We start from the raw sequence: 7,194 nt of genomic DNA, 5'->3' as shown, positions 1-7,194 counted from the left end.
GGGTTTTGCCACCGGGCATGGCGCCCCGGGACCCCCCCAAAATGGTTATTCCCCCGGTAAACCGCCACCCCCCACCCTCGCCCGGCGGGGGGGTGGGGGCCGCCCCCACTTCCGGATATGAGGAGTACGTGCAGCAGGTCACTCGCTGGATCGAGGCCAACGCTTCTGCGTGAATGTGCTGTCGAGGCCTGGCGAGCCAATTCTCGATTGGATCTTGGTGACTTCAGCATGCTGATAGGTAGCGTAGGTAGGGAACACTCTATCGGGTCACGGATCTCAGTATCGTAATGAACATTCAAAGATCTCGGTGTTCGAGATCCGTGTTTCTTGGGGATTGGGAGCGACCGGCTTGATGACGAGTGCGGAAGATACAGAGACATGGTCGGCGGGTCCGGAGAAGCTCGCATCACAGGTTGCCCGGCAGCTCGAGGATGAGATCATCGTTCGGAAATGGCCTGTCGGTGAGGTCTTGGGTTCGGAGCCCGAGTTGCTGGAGCGCTTTGGAGTGTCTCGGTCGGTTCTGAGAGAAGCGATTCGGCTGCTCGAGCACCATTCGGTCGCGCGGATGCGTAGCGGTCCAGGCGGAGGGCTGGTGGTGTGCGCCCCGAACGCATCGGCGTCCATGCGTGCGTTGGTGATCTACCTGGAGTACATAGGCGTGAGCGTCGAAGATCTGCTCCACGCCCGATTGCTACTCGAGCCGCTCGCAGCTCGGTTGGCGGCGGGGGCGATCACCGAGGACGGTATTGATCGATTACGGTCGATCGTTGGGAAGGAGCAGGAGCAGATCGGTGATCCGAACTGGTCCTTCGACGACGAGTTTCACATTTTGCTCGGAAGCCTGTCCGGCAACGCGGTGCTGCAGCTGTTCATCGAGGTTGTGATGCTGCTGACGTCCCGCTACATTCGCGCCTGGGGGCCAACGTCGAGGGAGGCGGGGGCCGCGGCTAAGGCTGTTGCCATCGCGCGGCACGTCCAAATCGTAGACGCGGTAATCGCAGGTGACGCCGCAGCCTCGGAGAGCCAACTAAGCGCCCATCTCGAAGAGATCGAGGAGTGGATGCTGGCCAACCGGATCCGACGTCCATCGCATCGCATGCGGACTCGACCCAGCGACCCTAACCCGAACGCCACGAAAGGCACCAAACTTGCCGAGGTTATTGCCGGCCGTATCCATGACGACATCACCAGCGACGGCTGGCAGATCGGTGAGGTCTTCGGATCGGAGCCAGATCTTTTGGCGCGCTACGAGGTCAGCCGTGCGGTCCTGCGTGAAGCGATTCGGATCCTCGAACACCACAGCGTTGCTCGGATGCGCCGCGGACCTGGCGGCGGACTGGTCGTCCTGGCTCCCGACCCAACGGCCAGTATTCGTGCGATCGCTCTCTATCTCGATTTCGAGGGTATGAGCCCCGACCACCTCCACCTGGTTCGTGAAGTGATCGAGCTGGGGTGCATCCAGACCGTCACCGCCGTCGCAACTGCTCCCGATGTAGCTTCGCGGTTACGTGCTGCACTTGACCACACCACTGTGCACGGTGACGCCGGCGACATGTTCCATACCGAGGTTGCAGACCTTGCCGACAACCCGGTTCTGACACTGTTTTTGCGCGTCATCACCGACCTCTGGACCCGCCAGAGTCGCTCCGAAGAGTCCATGACTTCGGGCGTCGAGGTGCAGGTCCGGTGCACCCACGACAAGATCCTCGAGGCAATCCTCCTTGGGGACGATGGGCTCGCTCAGCATCGCATGCGGCGCCACCTACAGGAGCTCACCACGTGGTGGCACTAGGTTTGGGAACGTCTACCTGATCGAGGACGAATTTACGGGGCGAGTTCCAATACTCGCCGCGGTGGTGATCGACGAGTCGCAACGAACTTGGGCAGATCAGTCGAGGTGTCTCAGCCGAGGGATTCTTCGACCGGCACACCTGGGTATTCTCAAGGCCGGGTTGCCTTTCGCAATGTCGTGAATTCCGACATTCCGTCGAAATTCGAGCTGACGACCACCCGACTCAGAGAGTCGGTCAGGTAGTCGTCGGCGCGGGACCTGATGCCTCGAAGTGCTCAGAGTCCGGGTTTTACATAGAGATTCGGAAGCACTTCGGGGCCGGTACGGCGGTTATGCTCGTGTGGACACATCGAAAAGTTACTACAATCGGGTGCTTGCTCCGCCGAGTCTGTGGGTTGCATTCCAGATCGCGGCGGCGGTGCTCCGAACTGCTTCGGTCGCTATGCCCCATCTCATTCGGCCCGCCGGCGCGGTAACGGAAACGGCTCCGATCACGTTTCCGGAGCTACGGATCGGCGCGGAAACACACACGAAATCTTGGTAGATCTCGCCACGATCGAACGCTATTCCGACCCTGCGCACTTGGCTGAGCTCGGTCCGTAGCGCTGCGGGGTCCGTGATCGTATTCGTCGTCCGCCTAAGCATGGGCGAGGAGGTTACTGTGCGGATGGCGTCGTCGTCGAAGGCGGTCATGGCCTTGCCTAATGCGGTGCAGTACGCGGGATTTCGTCCGCCGCGTCGGGTCGGCAAACGGACTGCGCCTACCGCGATACGTTCGAGATATACGACCTCGGACTGATCGAGAATGCCGAGTTGTGTGGACATTCCGGTCTTGGCTGCGAGGGCTTGCAGATGTGGAATCGCGGCTTCGTAGAGTTGGTTTCCTTCGACAGCAAGACTTCCCAGCTCGAACATGCGAATGCCGATGCGGTAGCCGTCAGGATCCCGTTCGATCCATCCCACTTGGCACAGTTGATCAGCAAGTCGATGCAACGTCGATTTCGGCAGCCCAGTGCTCTCACTGAGATCGCCGAGACCGAGCACCTGCTGTTTGCCGTTGAACGCCCCCATGATGGCAGCGACCCTTCCCATCACGGTGCGTTCGGGTCGGAGTCGGACGTCAGTTCCGACATGATCGACCTCCATGGACGATATGTACTCGTCCATGGAATCGACCACTGATTCCATCGGCAAAATCGACGTGCACTGCGTCAAACTCGATGTCACGGCTGCCACCTCCCAATTCAGGCTACTAATAGACACTTAATTCGGTCCAAATCTAGGATTGCATGCGCACATCCCGGAATGTTTTCTAAATTAGTGTCCTTTATTCCTGTAATCAGGGTCACATCAACGAGCGCGCATGTCAACCCCCGCGTGTCGAATCAGCTAAATCGCCCGCATAGGCGCAGTAATTGCCTGGTGGGAGTCACGCACGCAACGGGTGGTCAACCTCGGCCGTGCACTGATCGGGAGGTGTTGTGAACCGGCCGAGAACGGAAATTGGCGGTGAATCAACCCCGTAGATCGGTAGTAATAGCAAAAAAGTTCGCTCCGGTGGCGCTGTCCGCTGCCTTCGATTCTGCAAATTGCTGACAAGCCGAACTAAGCTCCTCGTGACACAAGTGTCACGAGGTCGACACGAACTTCGGCGAACGGCAGCGGCCTGGGAAGCCGGCGAAATGCCGCAACAGTGAGCGTTCAACGGTCCGGATCTTGGGTGGTCGGGATTGTTTCGCTGCATTGGAAACAGGTGGACGATGCTGACCGCTGCGGAGTGCGCGGCCTTCGGAATTTACCAAGGTGGCGCGGCCGCGCCTGGCCTCGAAATCGACTGAGCATCAAAAAGTAAGTGGCGCAGCGATACTCGTTGAACGATACAGAGTCACAGCTGACCTCGGATGGGTCGACCTCGACTTCTATGAACGCGAACGGTGCCTTGCATCATCGGCGAGCTGGACGATCGTGGCGAGTTCGGCATCGAGAAGGCTGTGAAGATCGCGCATGAGTGCGGCGTCGTCGGAATTCGTCGACGTAACCATTGCATTCAGGAGGGCATTCAGGAGGCAGACAGTGGTTGCCGCTCGATCGGTGATCTGGCCGGGGGCGGAGGTCGAGGGATGGACACTCACCACGCTCGCCCCAGATACTCCATGACTGGAAGGCTCAGTCCGTTGACCGTGAAAAGTCCGTGGCCGCGACAGGCCCGGGCGCGCGACTCCAGTTCACTTTCAGGATCATTCGCGGTCGGTGAAGAGAGTGGCATTGCCGGGATGGAAACCTTGCCTGCATGCCCACGTCTTTCTCGACAGCGAGCAACAAGCGACCGGACTCACAGAAAGTTCGATCATGCGGACGCCCGACCACGTGGCACGGATTCGACATTCACGCAGGAAGATTCGAGGCCTTGGAAAAGTCGGGCGGTGAACAGCGGTGCGCGCGTATCTGTGAGGTCGTGACCCCAGCAACACGCGCCAATCGGTAACTCCAGAAAGATAATTGGAATGCATCCGCTACCGCTCCGGCTCGCCCGTTGATCGGAAGAGGCAGTGCATGGAGACGGAGGCGCTAGCGCCGCGCGGTTGCTCCGATGATTTCGTGGATGCAAAACTGCCGCCCTGTTTCTCTGTTGTGAACAAGTTCAGGGCGGCAACCTCACAAGTGGTCGACGAGCGGTCGGCTGCTACTCAGCGATGTACCCAGCCTGCGTCGTGCCAGTACGTCTCGAGCTTCTCCATCGGTTCGGGCCAGGTCTCGATGTAAGTGACGCCTTCGGGCCCCGCAGTCATGATGTAGGGGGTGCCGGCCTCACTGATCCAGAATTCGCCTGGACCGATGGTCTGGCTACCTTCCTCGCCGTCTTGGCCCCAGGCGACATGGAACTCACCCTCGAATACGATGATCAACTCGTCAAGATTGTGGTGGTGACGAGGCACCGAGAAGTTCGGGGCGCACCGAAGGCCGTTGAGATTGAACGACCTGTCTACCTTGTTCGAGACCCACATATTGCCCTTGAAGGTCTGTTCCATGTCGATCGGCGCATCGGCGAGGAGTCCGCCTTCATTCCAGAGGTAAGAGGGAAGGTCCTGATCGACCGACAGGTCGATCCAACCCTCTTCTTCGGACAGCAGATTGAAGTATTCGATTGCCATACTCCGGAGTCTGTCGAACATGACAGGGTGTGTCATCAACAGGTTCCGTTGGACGGAATGGGGGCAGGTGACCGTGCTCGTCAGACCCGTTCCATCAAACGGAATTCTCCGGCGACAGGATGTACAGCCGCACATACTATTTCGGAATGGCACTTACTTTTGGTGATCTGGTGGACGATGCGGATTGGATTCCTCTGGGCCTTGATGTGGCGCCGAGTTACTTCTGGAAGGACGGTGGTTTGCTGATCGACGCGCCAGTGGATTTCGCGGCGACGTTCGGCGGGTCGATGTGGGTGACCACAAAGCCAATTCAGGTGAAGCGCTTCAATCGCAACCCTTTGCGGGTGCGACCGAACTTTACGGTACCTCGCCACCATCACAACATGGACGAGTTGCTCTTTGTCTTCGCAGGCGAGTACAGCATTGAGTACGAGGAAGACGGCGAGTGGCAGACCGTGCGAGTGCGTCCGGGGGAGTTCTTTCTCAGCCGCGCAGGCACTGCGTACACGATGACGGCCGGGTCCGAAGGCGTCACCTACATCGAGACCTGGCCGAAGCCGGTAGCCGAACTCGAGACGTACTGGCATGACTTTGGTTGGCTGGAAGCACCGTCGAGCTAAGAGGAGGAGACACGACTGATGGCTGAATTTACGTTTGAAGGCACGAGCAGGACTCTGCAGACGCCCAGAGGGCCGCTGCACTATCACGAGGCCGGCGACGGTCCTCCATTGCTCTTGCTGCACGGCTCGGGTCCAGGGGTCAGTGGCTGGGCGAACTTCCAGGGAAATCTACCGGTCTTCGCCGAGCATTTCAGGACGCTCGTTCTCGACTTCCCTGGATTCGGCAAGAGTTATTCGTGCGAGGACAATCCGATGATTGCCGGACTGCCGGCGGTGTTGGACTTCCTCGACGGTATGTCGCTCGATTCTGTTCCGGTCGTTGGTAATTCGATGGGCGGAAACATTGCGGCACAGCTGGCATCCAGACATCCTGAGCGAGTGACTCGACTCGTTACGATTGGCGGCATCGGGCTGCCTGTGTTCAGTCCGTCGCCCCCGGAAGGCATCAAGCTTCTCGTGCAGTTCGTCGAGGACCCGACACGTGAGCGGTTGATGACGTGGATGGAGGCCATGGTGTACGACACCTCCATTCTGACGGAGGAGTTCGTCGAGATGCGGTGGAGAGCCGCATCGGACCCGGCCGCGCTTGCTGACATCAAGAAATTGTTCAATTTCCGTTCGCTGGCGGCGATGCGTAATCGGGGTACGAACGCAGCCGAACAGGTTGGAGCACTGACGAAGATCCAGGCGCCGACGCTGATCACTTTCGGCCGCGACGACCGTGTAACGCCCATGGACAGCTCGCTTGTCCCGATGCGACTGATCCCGAAGTGTGAACTGCACGTCTTCTACGATTGTGGGCATTGGGCGATGATCGAACGCAAAGACGAGTTTGAAAGCGTGGTGCTCTCGTACCTGCTCCGCGACCGGAAGCTTGCACCAGTGCTCTGAAGCCCTTCTGGGACAATCTTTCTGCCCCGGTGATCCAACGGACCGCCGGGGCAGAATTGTCTCAGAGCGGAATAGATGAAGCGGGCTGCCCGGCGCTCGACGATCGCTTTCACCTTCAGTGCTTCTATGTCGTCTTCACGGTTGGCGCACATGTACCCGAAAAGCGCTGCGGCGGTGCGCCGGAGTGATCGAGCGGGTGACAGTTCAACGTAAGCGTCCAGACAACAGCCTGGCTTCCGCTGCCGGCGACGAGGACATTCGGAGTCAGACGCAATGCGCACGATGTCGAATCGTGCAAGCGCACTCATAGATTGCGGCAGGATGGCCGCACAGATTCAGTTCTAGGGCATACGGCGTCGCGGTAGACGTAGCGCGTAGTGGTGTCGGGCGCATGGCACCGATTCGAAATGTGTGGTGGGACTACTGGACCAGCCGTGGAAATTCCTTGTAGACAGAGATTTTGGTGTGGCGAGGAGAGGGAAGCCGGAGTTCAACTGAAGTACTTGTGCTTATCGAGCGGAAGTTCTACAGTTTGCGTGATGGAGCTCACTACATATACAAAGTATTACATGTAATACAGGTAAATCTTGGTGAGTGTCTCCAGCAGCCTCTGACGAACCAGGGGAGAGGCCAGCCCTGCCGTAACGATCCGATCTTCAAAGGAAAGTGACAAATGAGTAATTCCGAGTACCGCATGTTGATCGACGGTGCGCTGGTCGCCGCGACGGGGGGCCGCACC

6 protein-coding genes are annotated in these 7,194 nt (G+C 58.9%); 3 read left to right on the top strand and 3 right to left on the bottom strand.

Features of this window, described 5'->3' with window-relative positions:
• Positions 1–352 precede the first annotated feature (352 nt).
• Positions 353–1,792 (top strand): FadR/GntR family transcriptional regulator, encoded by a 1,440-nt coding sequence (locus R4P64_RS33805; RefSeq protein WP_317545974.1) that lies wholly within the window; start codon positions 353–355, stop codon positions 1,790–1,792.
• 360 nt (positions 1,793–2,152) lie between these two features.
• On the opposite strand, the gene R4P64_RS33800 is transcribed toward R4P64_RS33805, so the two are convergent.
• The 3 genes from R4P64_RS33800 to R4P64_RS33790 form a co-directional block, all read right to left on the bottom strand.
• The gene (locus R4P64_RS33800; RefSeq protein WP_139053167.1) at positions 2,153–3,019 is read right to left on the bottom strand and encodes an IclR family transcriptional regulator; all 867 of its coding nucleotides are present in this window, start codon (positions 3,017–3,019) and stop codon (positions 2,153–2,155) included.
• 692 nt (positions 3,020–3,711) lie between these two features.
• Positions 3,712–3,924: a hypothetical protein gene (locus R4P64_RS33795; RefSeq protein WP_317824562.1), complete on the bottom strand. Its 213-nt coding sequence runs from the start codon at positions 3,922–3,924 to the stop codon at positions 3,712–3,714.
• Between the two features lie 555 nt (positions 3,925–4,479).
• Complete coding sequence (locus R4P64_RS33790) at positions 4,480–4,944, bottom strand: hypothetical protein (RefSeq protein ID WP_033237321.1); 465 nt, start codon at positions 4,942–4,944, stop codon at positions 4,480–4,482.
• Between the two features lie 146 nt (positions 4,945–5,090).
• On the opposite strand from R4P64_RS33790, the gene R4P64_RS33785 reads away from it, so the two are divergent.
• Both R4P64_RS33785 and R4P64_RS33780 read left to right on the top strand, forming a co-directional pair.
• Complete coding sequence (locus R4P64_RS33785; RefSeq protein WP_051730848.1) at positions 5,091–5,564, top strand: cupin domain-containing protein; 474 nt, start codon at positions 5,091–5,093, stop codon at positions 5,562–5,564.
• A gap of 15 nt (positions 5,565–5,579) precedes the next feature.
• Positions 5,580–6,455 (top strand): alpha/beta fold hydrolase, encoded by an 876-nt coding sequence (locus R4P64_RS33780; RefSeq protein ID WP_165826344.1) that lies wholly within the window; start codon positions 5,580–5,582, stop codon positions 6,453–6,455.
• Positions 6,456–7,194: the final 739 nt, after the last annotated feature.

It is taken from the genome of Rhodococcus sp. IEGM 1366, assembly GCF_033142425.1.
Taxonomy (GTDB): Bacteria; Actinomycetota; Actinomycetes; order Mycobacteriales; family Mycobacteriaceae; genus Rhodococcus_F; species Rhodococcus_F globerula.
Note: the sequence above shows the minus strand (reverse complement) of the source record. Positions and strands in the feature narration are given on the sequence as shown.